Source organism: Legionella beliardensis, assembly GCF_900452395.1.
Taxonomy (GTDB): domain Bacteria; phylum Pseudomonadota; class Gammaproteobacteria; order Legionellales; family Legionellaceae; genus Legionella_C; species Legionella_C beliardensis.
This window is the reverse complement of record NZ_UGNV01000001.1, coordinates 2,996,847-3,011,679: the sequence shown is the minus strand read 5'-3', so window position 1 is coordinate 3,011,679 and position 14,833 is coordinate 2,996,847. Positions and strand designations below refer to the sequence as shown.

Here is a 14,833-nt window from a genome sequence, read left to right as displayed (position 1 = left end):
TTAAAGAGTACAAAATTTAACTTTATTCTTAATGTTTAGTTAAGGAAAGAACATTAACATAAGCCCATATATGACAAATCATGGGCTAGATTAGCTCTGAGTTTAGAGGTGTTTTATGAAAGGCGCAATTGAGCTAAGTAAAGTTACTCAAAACTATTTAGAGCAATTAAATTTAGGTGATTTTCCTACAATTAAAGATGGCAAAGTAGCAAGCAGTGACTTGTTAGAATGGCTTGCTAGAGAGCGTCAAGTAGACGCAAAGCAGCGATTTTTATTAGAATCTCTCTATGTTGCAATTCTTAAAGATCTAGATAAGGAATTGGGCGCGAAGAAAGATGACGACTCGAAGAAAAAGACGCCGTGGACTGCAAAAGCAAAATTTATTTTATTAGCTATTGCGGGTACTATTTTCTTTGGTTGTGAGGGGTTTGATGGTGTTACTGCTATATTAGGTGCGACGTCTTTGCCTGCTATAGCGACCTTTGCCATTGGTGTCGCTTTTTCTTTAATTTCGGTAGCAGTTTTCTATGCCTTTGATTTATTAGAAGTTTCAAAAAACCTTGGTGTCAATTATAAAAGTGCCCCTAAATTAGTTGACGCTTATCTTCAAAAAACTGAGTACATAAAATCAATTACTAAAACCCTACGAAATGATGTGCTGCAGAAAACAAATCTTGCTGAACTTGATGAAGAAATCAGTCTGCTGCAACTATTACAAAAAATGTATCAAGATTTAAATGGTGAGCGGCAAAAACTTAAAGCTTCGCAAAATAACCTATTTCTTAAAGCGGCTAAAGTAATTGCAGCGGGCATTACCGGCTCTATCTTTTTTAGTGGTGGCTTTTTTGCAGGGCAAACAGTGGCTTTAGCCATAGCAGGTTTAATAGGTGCCTCTGTTGTTCCTACTTTTTGGCCTATTATCGCTGCTAGCGTGTTTGTGGGTATTATGGCTTTCAGCGTTTATTGGTTTGTAGAGCGCCCGGGCGTTGAGAACTTAGTTGGTAAATGGTTTGGTTTAGATAAAGAAAAAATTGATGAGCTTTGCGATGATGAGGCAATTAAAAAAGAGAATGAAAAATTAAACAGTATTGAACAAATGCTTTTAGCTAGGCGAGGAGAGTTGGTAGAAAAACAGAAAATCCAACAAGAGCTTACTGAACTGAGGACTCAATGCCAGGAGTTGCAAGCTCAACTTGACCAGCGTACAGATAGAGAATCTTTGCCAAATGCTACAAATACATCTAGCTTGTCTGATGATGATTCTTATATCACTGCGCTAGAAAGTCCTTTGGATTCCCCTGAAATATTTCATTTCAGCCCAGACTCTTATGAAGATTTAACTGTTAAAAAACAAGATACCCATGAATTTAACCTGCAAGGTACGCAACAGGATGAGCAAGTGCAAGGTGGCCGATCAGGCGTTGAGCGTTACGGATTCTTTAATTTAAATAATTTATCAGCCACTGGATGTAAATCTCAAAGTTTAAAGATAAGTCAAAAAGTGCCAGCTAGTGATGATATTGCAGTTAGTATCTAACATTTAAATAATAGCTAAAGCTCTAATACTGATTTAACAAAAGGAACAGTAATTTTTCGCTGAGCAGCAAGGGATGCTTCATCAAGTTGATCCAATATTTTATAAAGAGAATGCATATTACGGGTACAGCGGTTTATCAAGAAAAGGGCAACGCTATCAGATAAATGGATTCCTCGTTGTTGGGCATGTTGTTTTAACGCTGTTATTTTTAACTCGTCAGTTAATTCATGAATTTGAATAACTAAGCCCCAACCAAGACGAGAGCGTAGATCAGGTAATTGAATACCTAGGGCTGTCGGTGTTTGTCTTCCAGCAATGAGAATGGTTTTACCATTTTCACGGATGCGATTATATAGATGAAAAATAGCTTCCTCCCAGGCTCTATCAGCGATTACCGCATCGATATCATCAAGCGCAATTAAATTTTGTTCTTCCATGCCTTCAATGCTATTTGGCCCCCACTCTTTTAATAAATTTAAAGGAAGGTAAACCGAATCATGCTTAATGGCATGACAACACGCTTGTAGAAGGTGTGATTTTCCACAACCACTCTCACCCCATAGATAAAGGAAGCGCTCGCCATTATCTTGTAGAAGATAATTGATTTGCTGTTGTAAAAATAAGTTATTATCCCAGCAAAAATTATTGAGGGTTGCTTGGTGATTTAATTGAATAGCAAGCGCTAATTGAGAGTTTATTTGCATATTGAGTATGCTTTTCTGCCCCATGTCCAAACGTAATCAAAGTAAGTTATCGCCGTGGTGACTGCAGTTAAAATAATTAAGCCATCAAAAATATAGGTGGGTATAAATTTAAGAAAGGCTAATTCAAACAAACACAGCGTAACTACCATCAGTTGTAACATTGTATTAAATTTACTTAGAATAGTCGGTTGAAAATAAATTTTTTTGGGCATAAACAAATACCACGCTATCACACCAAAAGAAATAGTTAAATCTCGAAAAAAGACTAAAAGAACTAGCCACCAAGGCAACGAGCCAATTAAAGCGAGTGAAATAAAACTGCTGGCAATTAACAGTTTATCCGCTAAAGGATCCATAAATGAGCCTAAAAGGCTTTGCCAATTATAATGCCTAGCTAGCCAACCATCTAAATTATCAGTAACACCAGCAATTATATATAAATAAAAGGCAATGGCGTAATCGTGAGTATAGAGAAACGTTAAAAAGGGTACTATTAATAGTAGGCGAAAAATGGTAAGTGCATTAGGTATATATTTTAGCATCATGTTTCTGGGTACATTTATTTAACATTTCACCTCATATAATAACGATAGTTATTATGTATTTTAAATTGCGTAAGGCGAGCTTGAATGCTTTATCTAGCGTATGTATTAAGCAATACTCGGTAGAAATCATTTAAGTGTATACAATACTATCGAAGCTGTCACCTTATTGAACTAAGTACTTGTAGCAGTTTGTAATTGTATAGGCCGATAATGCCAAACTAATAAAGTTAAAAAGCTGATGCTTGACAGTAAAATCATAAACGGCTTTATGTGTTCAATTGCCAATAAACTGCTTAACAAACTAAATAAAGCAGAGATATTAAATTGGCAGAAGAGTGAGAAAGCTAAGGCAATAGCCATTTGCTTAGGAAAGGGACGAACTGAGGCCGCTGTCGCTGAGGCAACTATGAAGCCTGTACCAAAATAATAAACCATCATTGGAAAAATAAAAGCCAGTTCGACAGTGGCGTTAAAATAATAAAGAATCCACATCAGGCAGGCAGTCGTTATAAAAAAGCGAATACCTATACTGACAAGAAAATCACTACGCCAATATTTTACCATGACGCCGCAAATTAAGGTGCCTACCACGTATAAAATAGACATGAGCGTTTTTATGTGGCCAAACGCGGTAATACTGTAATGAGCATTTTTAATTAAAATAAAGGGCGCACTGGTGTTAAATGCTGATTCTCCCGCCATCATTAGTGAAGAAATTAAAAGGTAACTTACGAAAAGTCTATTTTTAAAAACAAGTAACATGCTGTCTAACAAATTACTTTGATAGTGTGCCTTAGGTTTAGTTTCAGTAATACCATGGCAACAAAGAAATAATAGGAAGCTATAGCCCGCCATGGCGAAAAAAGCAACAGTCCAATTATAATAAGTATTAATAAAACTACCAAGTAAAGGTAGAAAACAAATAAATAGGCCGCTTAATGAAAAGAAAAAAGCAAATTGTTTTGTTGCCTGCTGCTCGTTTTGGCTATCATTAATCATTGCTCTACCGATAAGCACGGTGGCCCCTACACCTATTCCTTGTAAAAAGCGCCCCATTAAGAATAAATAAATTGTACTACTTAGCGCTGTAAATAGATTGGCTAGAGAATAAATCAACAAGCCTAAGATAAAAACAGGCTTTCTTCCTATGTATTCAGAAATATTACCCCAGGGAATGATACTTAGTGCTTTACCTAACAAAAAAATACTAATAGTAAGTTGAGCTATGCGTGCACTAACATGAAAATCAGCTGCTAATTTAGGCAAAGCAGGCGTAATTAAGTTAATACTAAAATTACCTAATGTCCAAGCTAACAGGATAATGACATAAGAACGTTTATTCATAATTAATTTATTTAAAGATAATTATTATTTACTCAATAACCATTAAATACTGTCATTCCTGTGTAGACGGGAATCCATACCTAACATCGGCATAATGCTAATGTTGAGCATGGATCTCCGCCTGCGCGGAGATGACAAGCTGGTTTTATTTAAGCTAATTCTATTTAATTCTAACTATTAGTTGCTCAACAAATACTGTCATTCCCGTGTAGACGGGAATCCATGCCTAACACTGGCATAATGCTAATGCTGAGCATGGATCTCCGCCTGCGCAGAAAGACAAATTAGGGCTTACGAAAACTGCGATTTCTTCATTAAAATATATTTTTTAATATCAATCATGCAGTTTATCTAAAATTCCTTATTAAGCACATGCTTGCCTCGGTTTTAAGGTTTTTCTTAAATTCTCGCTATTTTTTCCAGTAAAAAAATTACCGCATAGGCATATTAAAGCGATTACCGCATAAATGCAGGCAAGACAGCAAAATAAACTCTGTATAGAAAGATAACTTCCTAACCATCCTCCAAGGATAATGCCTATAAGATTACCAATCTTAGCAAACGCATTAGCCCACCCTATCGCTAGGCCTTGATGATGATAGCGATCACTTATTAAGCAAAATAAAGCAGGCAATAATGCTGCTAGAACAATGCCCCAAAGCAAACGAATGCTTGCTAGCACTATAAAATGTGTTGTAAAAAAGGCATGGCCAAGCATCATTAAACAGCCTAGAAAGCTATAAAAGAATAAATAAGATTTAATTTGAGCGGGCTCTTTACGGCACCTGTCGAATTGTTTACCACAATAATTAGAGCTTAGAAAGAGCCCGATAGCTGGCATTGAATAAAGTAATCCAATTAAGATAGCATTATCAGTCATAAAACTATTAACAGAAAGTACAAAAATTGGCTCAGGCAAAAATTTTATACATTGAGTTAATATAATTAATAAACCTAGGCCGCTTAGGTGAAAAAAGGAATTGGCAGTTAAAGGCTTTTTCTTGCTTTGAGTCGCTGGCTTCTTAGTAGCAGGTAATTTTTTTTGCAAAATTAATGTAGCAATTAAGCATAACGCCATAGCAATAAAAAATAAACCGGCAAAGTTAAGGCAACCTAATAAAGCCCCGCCTGTTATGCCTGCCGTACTTGTAGCTAGTGCTTTACTAAATTGCAAGCTTGCTAATTGCTCTGCCTTATTGTCATTTAAATCCATTGATAATACATACATTTGCATGGCCGCAATAAATCCAGCAAACCCACCCTGAATAACCCTAATGATTAAAACAGCGGTAATATCATTAGCCATCATCATTAATCCTTGGGTAAGAACTAATGTCCAAGCAGCCCGCATCAGCATTGGTTTATAGCCAAAGCGGTCAGCTGCCATTCCCCATAATGGGGCCATGATAATATTAGTAATCATAGGTAGGATAAATGCTAAGGCGCTGTACAATATAGCTGTATGGCCAGAAAACCCATGACTAGCAATAAATAAAGGTAAAAAAGGGTTGCTCATTTCTAAAGCAAGAAGCATCAGAAACTGACTAAATAAAAGCGTTCTTTGTAATGATTTAGACATCAAATGAGCTCAAAGGATTAGCAGTTAAAGTCAAATGATTATGCTTTTTGCTAGGCACAAGTCGCATTAGGAGCAAACTTTTATGTTGCCAAGGCTTTTGCAATAGATGCTGTTGATACCAATCTAAAACAGAAGGTTTAATTGCAGGCGCAAGGTTGCTTAATTCTGCTTGAATAGTATTAAACACAATGTGCCAAAGGCTAGCGGGTGTAAGATCCTTAAATTGACTTAAGCTATTAATCCAATAAGCTAAATTACTCTGTAAATTTCCATGAATAAATTTATTGCAAGTGTCTGCCAAATTAGAGGTAATGATGGTTGATTCAGGGTGTAAACTTGGCCGTGCTTTATCTTGAAAATCGGCATGATTACAAAGATAAATCCCACCCAAATCACGAATAATAAGCGATTTTGGTAGGTTATTTTCAAAAACAATAAGCGTATTTTGTTGATGTGCCTCTAGAGCTACACCATAGTGAAGGAGTAGGTGTAATTGTCCCTTAATGACACAGTGGCAATAATGCTTAAAGTATTGCTCTGGGTTAATACCACTGGCTCTAATAATGTCTAATAAAAGCGGTTCATTAGACAGAGGCGAATTAACAAATAATCCAGCCAAAGGAATAAGTTGCTGGTTATCTTGCACATATTGAAGTGGGCTTTCTCGTAAAATAAAGGCTAATTGTTTATGTAAACCTGATGCTAACGTAGGTTCCTGTAAATGCGCTCCAGCTAAGTCACGCGCTAAGAAAAGCGTGTCGTTATAATGCTGATGGGTCTTTAGTATTTGGGTGAGCCATGCAGATATAGCAGGTCCATTTTGAGCTGAAGCCGGTGAAACTGTTCGAGTCGCTGAGGTGGTATGTACTGCCATCGCAAGTTTTAAATGATTTAAATGTTGCGTAATCGGTATCATGGTCCTTAAGGACATTGAAGGCTGAGTTAGTTGATGATGTGGAATTAAAATTAATTGTTTTCTGTCAATCAATGATGCTAAAGGAATCTGTAGCTGATTACGCCATTGCCAAGGATGTACAGGAATAGGGTAAAAATCGTTAGGATTTAGCTGCTGAAGTTGTAACTTATGTTGCCAAGTCACATACTCTGCAGGAAAGAGACAAGACATTAATTCTAAATAAGTTTGATTAATAGAGTTAACCTGTATTTTTTCTTGATGTAATGCACACCAGTGTAAACTCACTTGGGCATTAAATTCAGGTGAATACTGCAAAACTTCTCGTCGGCTTAGCCCCATCTTAGCCCGAAAATTAGGATGATAAGGATGCCCTACACAGCTCCATTGCTCAAGAAAGGGAAGGGTGCTTTTTGAATCTTGTTGTTTAAGCCAGGCCCAGAAAGAAGAGGTACCTTGTAATTGCATGGCTAATTCTTTCTGCCAGCGCTGCCGATAAATTAAAGCCATTGCTTCATTAGCAATGGATTCATTTAATTCTTGTCGCAGTAAATCCCAACGATAAAATCGGCTCTCTGATTTAAGTATTTTTAATCGTAATTGGAGTTGGTCTATAAAATCAGATATATGATAACTATAAAGGGGTTTTTCAATTAACTTTTCTCTTAAAGCAGCCTGTTGTAATCGTACCAGACAATCTTGATGAGCCTTATCGATGACGTTATTGACTGCATGTGACGGCAAGCCAATGCCAATTTCAAAAAGAAGAAAGCGCAATTGATGACTTAATTCCTCGAATTGATTGTAGGCTAAGGCCATAGTCTTCTCCGCATAGAAATAATTAGTAAATGATAATCATTCTTAATTAGTGATATTCAATATAAATGATAATGATTATCATTTGCAAGAGAAAAATATTAAAAATAGTAAAGATATATAAATTATAGGTAAGGCTAGATTAAAAGAGGGTTTTGTAGGATTTAAGAGAGAAAATAAATTAGTTAATTTAGGATAAATAGTGGCGCGGTTGAAAAAGCTGGTTAATCAGCTTTTTCGCGATAGAGAACGACGGTATTACCAATCATTTGAATAAGCTCAGCGCCTACTTGCTGGCAAAGGTCAGCAGCCATTTTTTGCCGGTCTTCTTTTTCTGCGCCATTAATTTTAACTTTAATTAATTCATGCGCATTTAAGGCAACGTTTGTTTCTTCAGTAATGGCCGGTGTTAAGCCTTTAGCGCCTAATAAGACAACAGGCTTTAAGTGATGTGCTCTCGCTTTGAGTGCTTGTTTAAATGTGCTATCCACAGCAAAATCTCATTTAAATGTTAAATTATTGCACGTTTTGCTGGGAAACGATAGTAAATTTGAGTATTATATTAATAAGTTTATATTTATTACATGGTATGCCTCGTTCTAAAAGTAGTAATCGTTGGTTAAAGGAACATTTTGATGATGTTTTTGTCAAAAAAGCGCAGGCAGAGGGTTATCGTAGCCGCGCGGTTTACAAGTTAAAAGAAATTGATGAAAAAGAGCATCTTATTAAGCCAGGGATGACAATTGTGGATCTAGGAGCCGCGCCTGGCGGCTGGGCTCAATTTGTTGTGCAAAAAGTAAGAGGAAATGGAACAATTGTTGCTTTAGATTTATTGCCAATGGATGAATTACCAGGTGTCAACTTTATACAAGGTGATTTTCGAGAAGAAGATGTACTACAGCAGTTAATAAATTTGATACCAAAGAGAGGATTAGACTTGCTTTTATCAGATATGGCCCCAAATATGAGTGGATCGAGAATAGTTGATATTCCGAAAGCAATGTATTTAGCTGAGTTAGCTTTCGATTTTGGCGATACAATGCTTAAAACAGGAGGTGCTATGCTGATAAAGATTTTTCATGGTGTTGGGTTTGATAACCTTATTAAATTAGCACGGCAGAGATTTGATAAGGTGGTAATTCGTAAACCTATGGCATCTCGCTCACGCTCGCATGAAACCTATATGCTGGCGAAGGGCTATAATTTATAGTAACTTTATTGCTTAGCGTATAAATTCGCACATATCGAGGTTAATGCTTTGAACGACATGGTAAAAAATTTATTTCTATGGCTTGTTATAGCTATCGTGCTGGTGTCTGTATTTAGTAATTTTGGACCTCGGCATGGTACTACAGAAAAAATTCCTTATAGCCAGTTTTTAACAGAAATTGATCAGGGCATGATTAACTCTGTAACTATTGAAGATAATAAAGTTATCAGAGGAACAACAAAGAATAATCAGCGCTTTGTTACCTACATGCCAATGCAGGATACAGCCTTGCTAGGTCAGTTACTGCAAAATAAAGTAGAAGTGAGCGGGCAGGAAAAACCCCAAGAAAGTTTCTTACTGCATTTATTTATTAATTGGTTCCCAATGCTGTTGCTCATCGGCGTTTGGATATTCTTTATGCGGCAAATGCAAGGTGGCGGTGGCCGCGGCGCTATGTCATTTGGTCGTTCACGAGCACGATTATTAGGTGAAGATCAAGTTAAAGTAACGTTTGCTGATGTGGCGGGTGTTGATGAAGCAAAAGAGGAAGTGAAAGAGCTGGTTGATTTCTTACGCGATCCAAGTAAATTCCAAAACCTAGGCGGTAGAATTCCGCGAGGGGTATTGTTAGTAGGGCCTCCAGGTACAGGTAAAACATTATTAGCTAAAGCGGTTGCTGGTGAAGCGAAAGTACCCTTCTTTACTATCTCAGGCTCAGACTTTGTGGAAATGTTTGTTGGCGTGGGCGCTTCGCGTGTGCGTGATATGTTTGAGCAGGCAAAAAAACAAGCGCCTTGTATTATTTTTATCGATGAAATAGATGCTGTAGGGCGACATCGTGGTGCCGGCCTTGGTGGTGGGCATGATGAGCGGGAGCAAACGCTTAATCAATTGCTAGTCGAAATGGATGGTTTTGAAGGTAATGACGGCGTCATTGTAGTGGCTGCTACGAATAGACCGGATGTCCTTGATCCTGCTTTATTGCGCCCAGGACGTTTTGATAGACAAGTAGTGGTCCCTTTGCCAGACATTCGCGGCCGAGAGCAGATCCTTAAAGTTCATTTAAGTAAAGTTCCTGTTGATAAACAAGTTGAAGTACTGCCTATTGCACGGGGTACGCCTGGTTTCTCAGGAGCAGATTTAGCAAACTTAGTTAATGAAGCTGCCCTATTTGCAGCGCGTGCTAACAAGCGAAAGGTTAGCCTAGTTGAACTTGATAAAGCTAAAGATAAAATCATGATGGGCGCTGAGCGTCGTTCTATGGTTATGGATGAAAATGAGAAAAAATTAACAGCCTATCATGAAGCAGGCCATGCTATTGTAGGTTTATCTGTTCCAGAGCATGACCCGGTATATAAAGTGACTATTATTCCTCGAGGGCGCGCACTTGGGGTGACTATGTTTTTGCCTGAGCAAGATCGTTATAGCCATAGTAAGCGTCGTTTAGAAAGTCAGTTATCAAGTCTATTTGGTGGTCGTATTGCTGAGGAGTTGATTTTTGGCGCTGAAAATGTGACCACAGGCGCGTCAAACGATATTATGCGCTCTACAGAAATTGCGCGTAAGATGGTAACAAGCTGGGGCTTATCAGGTTTAGGCCCGTTGACCTTTGGCGAAGAGGAAGGCGAAGTATTCCTTGGTCGCAGCGTCAGCCATAATAAAGAAATTTCGGATAAGACTGCTCAGCTCATTGATGAGGAAGTAAATGAAATTATTACTAGAAATTATCAACGTGCTAAAGATATTTTGGTGGCTAAAATGGATATCTTACACTTAATGGCAGAAGCACTAATTAAATATGAGACAATTGATACTAAGCAAATCAATGAAATTATGTCAGGTAAACCACCATCTCCTCCAGATGATTGGGAATCCCTTAAATCGTTAGATTCAGATAATAACTCTAAACCTACTACTAAAGTAATCAATGGTAAACCTGTAGATAGGCCTGCTGAGGAACATTAAGTATTTTCTCAAAAGGCTTTGTCTGCGCAAATGGAGCAGATTTTATCGCTCTATTAGTTAAACCATTTTTTATTAAATATGTATTTTGACAATTAACCCCAAACGCTCTCTATACTCCGCGCTTTATGAGCGGGGCATAGAGAGAATAACCCGAATGTCAACAGACTCTAATACCGCAGGCGCACATATAAGGTTGGGCATGAATAGTCAACAGTTTAAAAATTGGTGTCAACAAATCAATTCAAAATCGGTGCTATATCACTCGCCCTTAATCATGGGAATTATTAATGTTACGCCTGATTCTTTCTCAGATGGTGGATGTTATCTTAATTGTGAGCAGGCCTTAGCTTATGCTCGCCAATTAATTGTTGCAGGAGCTGATATTCTTGATATTGGGGGAGAATCCTCTAGGCCCGGCGCAAAGCCTATAAGCAGTGATGAGGAGATAGCCAGAGTTATCCCTTTAATTGAGCAGTTACGCCAAGAAACAGATTGTTGTATCTCCATAGATACAACAAAAGCAGCAGTTATGGAAGCTGCAATAGACGCAGGCGCTGATATCATTAATGATATTAGTGGCTTACGAGATGAGGCAGCGCTTCATGTTGCTGCTAAGTTACAAACACCTGTATGCCTGATGCATATGAAAGGTATTCCAGAAACAATGCAAGTGGCGCCAATTAGCTATGATGATATAACTAGAGAAATTAATGAATTTTTTCAAAGTCAAATTGCCCGCTGCTTAAAAGTAGGAATAAAAAAAGAACATATTATCCTTGATCCGGGTTTTGGTTTTGGCAAATCTATTGAGCATAATTTACAAATTGTTAATAATTTAGGGCAGTTTAAGCAACATCAATTACCCTTAATGTTAGGGGTCTCAAGAAAAAGTACAATCGGGGCTATCTTAAATAAAGAGGTAAATGAGCGAATGATTGGCGGCATTGCAATAAATATAGTTGCCAGTTTAAAAGGGGTCGATATAATCAGAACCCACGATGTAGAGGAAACAAAGCAAGCATTACTTATGCTAAAAGCGATTATGCAAGTTAATAATAATTTTAAAAAGGTAGTTATGGAATGAGCCAACGTAAATATTTTGGTACTGACGGTATTCGTGGGCAAGTAGGGATATCAACTATTAATCCTGAATTTGTCTTAAAGCTAGGTTGGGCGGTAGGCCGTATACTTGCTGATGGATATCGAAATAAAGTTATCATTGGAAAAGATACCCGGATTTCAGGATACATGCTAGAGTCAGCACTAGAAGCAGGCCTATCCGCTGCGGGCGTAGATGTTAACTTATTAGGCCCTATGCCTACGCCGGCTGTGGCTTATTTAACGCAAACATTACGTGCTAGTGCTGGTATTGTTATCAGTGCCTCACATAATCTTTTTGAAGACAATGGTATTAAGTTTTTTTCTTCTGATGGTAGCAAATTACCTGATCATATTGAGCAAGCCATTGAAGATGAAATAGAAAAACCGCTAAAAATTGTTTCTTCTGGAAATTTAGGTAAAGCAAAACGGATTAGTGATGCTCCTGGGCGGTATATAGAGTTTTGCAAATCATCTATCTCCTCTTTAACCCGCCTAACAGGCATTAAATTGGTGGTTGATTGCGCTAATGGCGCTACTTATCATATTGCACCTAATGTGTTTAACGAATTAGGCGCAGAAGTAATTGCTATTTTTGATGAGCCTGACGGCTTTAATATTAATAAGCAATGTGGTTCAACATCTCCTGAAAATCTTAGGCAACACGTTTTACGGTACGGCGCTGATTTAGGTGTTGCACTAGATGGGGACGGCGATAGAGTTATTTTAGTCGATGCTGCCGGTAATGTAGTTGATGGCGATCAAATACTTTATATTCTTGCCAAAGACAGACAGCAGCGTCAAATATTGCAAGGCGGTATTGTTGGTACGTTAATGAGTAATTATGGGCTTGAAAAGGCGCTGGCTGCTTTAGATATCCCTTTTAAAAGAGCAAAAGTAGGTGATCGCTATGTGCTTGAATCGCTTAAAGCAATGAATTGGCAAATTGGTGGTGAAACATCAGGGCATATCGTTTGTTTAGACAAAACAACCACGGGTGATGGTATTATTGCTGCCTTACAAGTCTTAGCTTGTATGATCATGCATGGAAAGACCTTAGAAGAGTTAGCGCATGGAGTTGAGCTATTTCCGCAGGTTTTATTAAATATTAAAACACCAAACGCAATTACATTAGTTAAAAATAAACAAGTCACTGATTTAGTAGATAACTTAACAAAAGAGCTAGATCAAACAGGCAGAGTATTGTTACGTCCTTCCGGCACGGAACCTCTATTACGCGTTATGGTTGAAGGTGAAGATAAGGAAATGGTTACGCGTTATGCTGAGCAATTAAAAGATGAGATTATGCAAATAGACTTAAATTATTAATTTAATTGTTTAGTTAACGTGACTAACATCTTCTTAAATCGTTTCTTATTGCTGAATAACCTTATTCATTAACTTTCAAAAGGATAGTTAGATAAATTTATTCCATCTATTAAAGCAGATGATTGACGTGTGCTTAATCTTTAAGGTATATTGGCGGCCGTTTATTATGGGGTGTAAATGAGGCAGAAAATTATAGCTGGTAATTGGAAAATGAATGGCCAATTAACGTCGATTGAGGCGCTGCTAAATGAGCTGCTCCAACTATGGCCAAGCTCAATGACTGCAGAATGTATTATTATGCCACCGGCTATTTATTTACCTTTGGTCAGCACTCATTTAAGTAAAAGTGCTATTCATTGGGGCGCTCAGAATGTATATCCCAAAGATTTTGGTGCTTACACAGGTGAGTTGTCTGGCCCAATGTTAAAAGATTATGGATGTAATTATATTCTAGTTGGTCACTCGGAACGCCGAACCCTATTTAACGAAGATGAAAAATTTGTTGCAGATAAATTCCACCATGTAAAAGATCATGGTATGATACCGGTCTTATGCGTGGGGGAGACGCTAAAAGAGCGTGAAGAAGGTGAAACAGAGCATGTCTTAGCTAAGCAATTATGCGCTATAGCAGAAAGAGATGCACGTGCTTTTAGTCATTGCGTTGTCGCTTATGAGCCGGTTTGGGCAATTGGTACAGGGCATACCGCTTCTCCTGAGCAAGCTCAGTTGGCACATACAACAATTAGGTCTATCATTGCTAAATTTAGCAATGCGGATGCGGCTACAGTCCCGCTTCTTTATGGTGGGAGCGTGAATGAAAAAAACGCAGAAGCATTATTCGCTATGCCTGATGTTGATGGGGGGTTGATTGGCGGTGCATCACTGAATGCACGGCAGTTTGTGGAAATTATTAAATGTATCAACTAATCTTAATGATTCACGTATTAGTGTCACTTGTTCTAATTGGCCTTGTACTAATACAGCATGGCAAAGGTGCCGATATAGGCGCAGCCTTTGGGTCTGGTGCTTCAAACACTGTGTTTGGAAGCCAAGGCACAGGAAGCTTTTTATTTAAATTAACAGGTGGATTAGCTCTAACCTTTTTTATAACAAGCTTAACTTTATCTTACCTTGTTTCAACGCAGTATCAAAAAGCGGCGCAACAAGCAATACCTCAACAAACCAGTGTACCGGAAACTAAAATTCCTGTGCCGGTTGATAGCAGCAAAGGAAAACAATAATTACATGCCGAAGTGGTGGAATTGGTAGACACGCCGTCTTGAGGGGGCGGTGGCGTAAAGCTGTGCCGGTTCGAGTCCGGCCTTCGGCACCAATCTTAAGCGAAATGAAACTATGCTATCACAATATTTACCAATACTTATTTTTATTGTTATTGCAATAGGTTTAGGCGTGGCCTTATTTTCTGTTGGTGCGCTGCTTTCTAAGCACAACCCAGACTCAGCTAAAAATGCCCCTTATGAATGTGGATTTAACGCATTTGAAAGTTCGCATATACCTTTTGATGTGAGATTTTATTTAGTTGCTATACTATTTATTATATTCGACTTAGAAACAGCCTTTTTCTTTCCATGGGCATTAGTTTTAAGAAAGATTGGCTGGTTTGGTTTTTCGGCAATGATGATTTTTCTTGGCTTATTAGTAATAGGCTTTATATATGAATGGAAGCGGGGTGCTCTTGAGTGGGAATAGACACCTTTCGAAACCTTTCTTTGGCTTTATACTAAGTTAATTGTATTTGCATCCTCTTTTATCTGCTTATAAATTGCAGTATT

14 protein-coding genes and 1 tRNA gene are annotated in these 14,833 nt (G+C 37.9%); 9 read left to right on the top strand and 6 right to left on the bottom strand.

The window, feature by feature from the left end; genetic code table 11:
- Positions 1–115 precede the first annotated feature (115 nt).
- Entirely contained in the window at positions 116–1,537 is a 1,422-nt protein-coding gene (locus tag DYE47_RS13315; protein ID WP_115303826.1) for a hypothetical protein, read from the top strand.
- A gap of 14 nt (positions 1,538–1,551) precedes the next feature.
- Here DYE47_RS13315 and hda read toward each other — a convergent pair whose 3' ends face one another.
- The 6 genes from hda to yhbY all read right to left on the bottom strand — a co-directional run bounded on the left by hda (position 1,552) and on the right by yhbY (position 7,929).
- Complete coding sequence (gene hda / locus DYE47_RS13310) at positions 1,552–2,235, bottom strand: DnaA regulatory inactivator Hda (RefSeq protein ID WP_165482062.1); 684 nt, start codon at positions 2,233–2,235, stop codon at positions 1,552–1,554.
- The gene (locus DYE47_RS13305; protein ID WP_115303824.1) at positions 2,232–2,786 is read right to left on the bottom strand and encodes a CDP-alcohol phosphatidyltransferase family protein; all 555 of its coding nucleotides are present in this window, start codon (positions 2,784–2,786) and stop codon (positions 2,232–2,234) included. Before DYE47_RS13305 ends, hda begins: the two co-directional genes overlap by 4 nt.
- 171 nt (positions 2,787–2,957) lie before the next feature.
- Entirely contained in the window at positions 2,958–4,130 is a 1,173-nt protein-coding gene (locus DYE47_RS13300; RefSeq protein WP_115303823.1) for an MFS transporter, read from the bottom strand.
- A gap of 364 nt (positions 4,131–4,494) precedes the next feature.
- A complete protein-coding gene (locus DYE47_RS13295) occupies positions 4,495–5,709 on the bottom strand; it encodes an MFS transporter (RefSeq protein WP_115303822.1) in 1,215 nt (404 codons plus the stop codon).
- Positions 5,702–7,441 carry an IucA/IucC family protein gene (locus tag DYE47_RS13290; protein WP_115303821.1) on the bottom strand — a complete coding sequence of 580 codons (1,740 nt, stop codon included), beginning with the start codon at positions 7,439–7,441 and terminating at the stop codon, positions 5,702–5,704. The genes DYE47_RS13295 and DYE47_RS13290 overlap by 8 nt, the downstream gene beginning before the upstream one ends.
- A 221-nt stretch (positions 7,442–7,662) precedes the next feature.
- The gene (gene yhbY / locus DYE47_RS13285; RefSeq protein ID WP_115303820.1) at positions 7,663–7,929 is read right to left on the bottom strand and encodes a ribosome assembly RNA-binding protein YhbY; all 267 of its coding nucleotides are present in this window, start codon (positions 7,927–7,929) and stop codon (positions 7,663–7,665) included.
- Between the two features lie 98 nt (positions 7,930–8,027).
- Here yhbY and rlmE point away from each other — a divergent pair, with 98 nt between their 5' ends.
- The 8 genes from rlmE to DYE47_RS13245 all read left to right on the top strand — a co-directional run bounded on the left by rlmE (position 8,028) and on the right by DYE47_RS13245 (position 14,750).
- Entirely contained in the window at positions 8,028–8,648 is a 621-nt protein-coding gene (gene rlmE, locus DYE47_RS13280; RefSeq protein WP_115304096.1) for a 23S rRNA (uridine(2552)-2'-O)-methyltransferase RlmE, read from the top strand.
- 57 nt (positions 8,649–8,705) lie between these two features.
- On the top strand, positions 8,706–10,613 hold the full coding sequence (gene ftsH, locus DYE47_RS13275; protein ID WP_165482061.1) for an ATP-dependent zinc metalloprotease FtsH: 1,908 nt from the start codon (positions 8,706–8,708) through the stop codon (positions 10,611–10,613).
- Between the two features lie 199 nt (positions 10,614–10,812).
- The gene (gene folP / locus DYE47_RS13270) at positions 10,813–11,697 is read left to right on the top strand and encodes a dihydropteroate synthase (protein WP_115303818.1); all 885 of its coding nucleotides are present in this window, start codon (positions 10,813–10,815) and stop codon (positions 11,695–11,697) included.
- Positions 11,694–13,040 carry a phosphoglucosamine mutase gene (gene glmM / locus DYE47_RS13265; protein WP_115303817.1) on the top strand — a complete coding sequence of 449 codons (1,347 nt, stop codon included), beginning with the start codon at positions 11,694–11,696 and terminating at the stop codon, positions 13,038–13,040. Before folP ends, glmM begins: the two co-directional genes overlap by 4 nt.
- 177 nt (positions 13,041–13,217) lie before the next feature.
- Positions 13,218–13,967 carry a triose-phosphate isomerase gene (gene tpiA, locus DYE47_RS13260; protein ID WP_115303816.1) on the top strand — a complete coding sequence of 250 codons (750 nt, stop codon included), beginning with the start codon at positions 13,218–13,220 and terminating at the stop codon, positions 13,965–13,967.
- A complete protein-coding gene (gene secG, locus DYE47_RS13255) occupies positions 13,955–14,281 on the top strand; it encodes a preprotein translocase subunit SecG (RefSeq protein WP_115303815.1) in 327 nt (108 codons plus the stop codon). The genes tpiA and secG overlap by 13 nt, the downstream gene beginning before the upstream one ends.
- A gap of 6 nt (positions 14,282–14,287) precedes the next feature.
- Positions 14,288–14,373: transfer RNA gene (locus DYE47_RS13250), tRNA-Leu, on the top strand.
- 20 nt (positions 14,374–14,393) lie between these two features.
- A complete protein-coding gene (locus DYE47_RS13245; protein WP_115303814.1) occupies positions 14,394–14,750 on the top strand; it encodes an NADH-quinone oxidoreductase subunit A in 357 nt (118 codons plus the stop codon).
- Positions 14,751–14,833 lie beyond the last annotated feature (83 nt).

Excerpts from the sequence above, each read along its gene's own strand:
- folP (WP_115303818.1), top strand. The coding sequence starts at position 10,813 with ATGAATAGTCAACAGTTTAAAAATTGGTGTCAACAAATCAATTCAAAA.
- glmM (WP_115303817.1), top strand. The coding sequence starts at position 11,694 with ATGAGCCAACGTAAATATTTTGGTACTGACGGTATTCGTGGGCAAGTA.
- tpiA (WP_115303816.1), top strand. The coding sequence starts at position 13,218 with ATGAGGCAGAAAATTATAGCTGGTAATTGGAAAATGAATGGCCAATTA.
- ftsH (WP_165482061.1), top strand. The coding sequence starts at position 8,706 with ATGGTAAAAAATTTATTTCTATGGCTTGTTATAGCTATCGTGCTGGTG.
- rlmE (WP_115304096.1), top strand. The coding sequence starts at position 8,028 with ATGCCTCGTTCTAAAAGTAGTAATCGTTGGTTAAAGGAACATTTTGAT.
- secG (WP_115303815.1), top strand. The coding sequence starts at position 13,955 with ATGTATCAACTAATCTTAATGATTCACGTATTAGTGTCACTTGTTCTA.
- DYE47_RS13290 (WP_115303821.1), bottom strand. The coding sequence starts at position 7,441 with ATGGCCTTAGCCTACAATCAATTCGAGGAATTAAGTCATCAATTGCGC.
- DYE47_RS13315 (WP_115303826.1), top strand. The coding sequence starts at position 116 with ATGAAAGGCGCAATTGAGCTAAGTAAAGTTACTCAAAACTATTTAGAG.
- DYE47_RS13305 (WP_115303824.1), bottom strand. The coding sequence starts at position 2,786 with ATGATGCTAAAATATATACCTAATGCACTTACCATTTTTCGCCTACTA.
- DYE47_RS13245 (WP_115303814.1), top strand. The coding sequence starts at position 14,394 with ATGCTATCACAATATTTACCAATACTTATTTTTATTGTTATTGCAATA.
- DYE47_RS13295 (WP_115303822.1), bottom strand. The coding sequence starts at position 5,709 with ATGTCTAAATCATTACAAAGAACGCTTTTATTTAGTCAGTTTCTGATG.
- DYE47_RS13300 (WP_115303823.1), bottom strand. The coding sequence starts at position 4,130 with ATGAATAAACGTTCTTATGTCATTATCCTGTTAGCTTGGACATTAGGT.